The sequence below is a fragment of the Adlercreutzia equolifaciens genome (assembly GCF_029076695.1).
GTDB classification, from domain to species: Bacteria; Actinomycetota; Coriobacteriia; order Coriobacteriales; family Eggerthellaceae; genus Adlercreutzia; species Adlercreutzia equolifaciens_A.
In genome coordinates, this window is the sequence record NZ_JARFIK010000497.1 from 1 (window position 1) to 294 (window position 294).

The window sequence follows — 294 nt, forward strand, 5'->3', positions numbered from 1 at the left end:
GGAGGGCACCTTCGACGAGGAGTTCCTCAAGGTGCCCGAGGAGATCATCGTGGACGCCATGCTCATGCACCAGCGCTACTTACCGCTCTACGATGAGGACGGCAAGCTCACGAACAAGTTCATCGTGGTCTCCAACGGCAACCCTGCCTGCGAGGACACCATCATCGACGGCAACGAGCGCGTCGTGGCCGTCCGCCTCTACGACGCCAAGTTCTTCTACGAGGAAGATCTGAAGATCCCCTTGGCGAAGTTCGTCGCTAGTCTGGACGAAGTGGTGTTCCAGGAGGCCTTGGG

The 294-nt window shown here is 59.5% G+C and carries 1 protein-coding gene; it reads left to right on the plus strand.

The features are described from left to right. A partial coding sequence (locus tag PZH32_RS13345; RefSeq protein WP_275208735.1) for a glycine--tRNA ligase subunit beta occupies positions 1–294 on the plus strand: 294 nt, incomplete at both ends.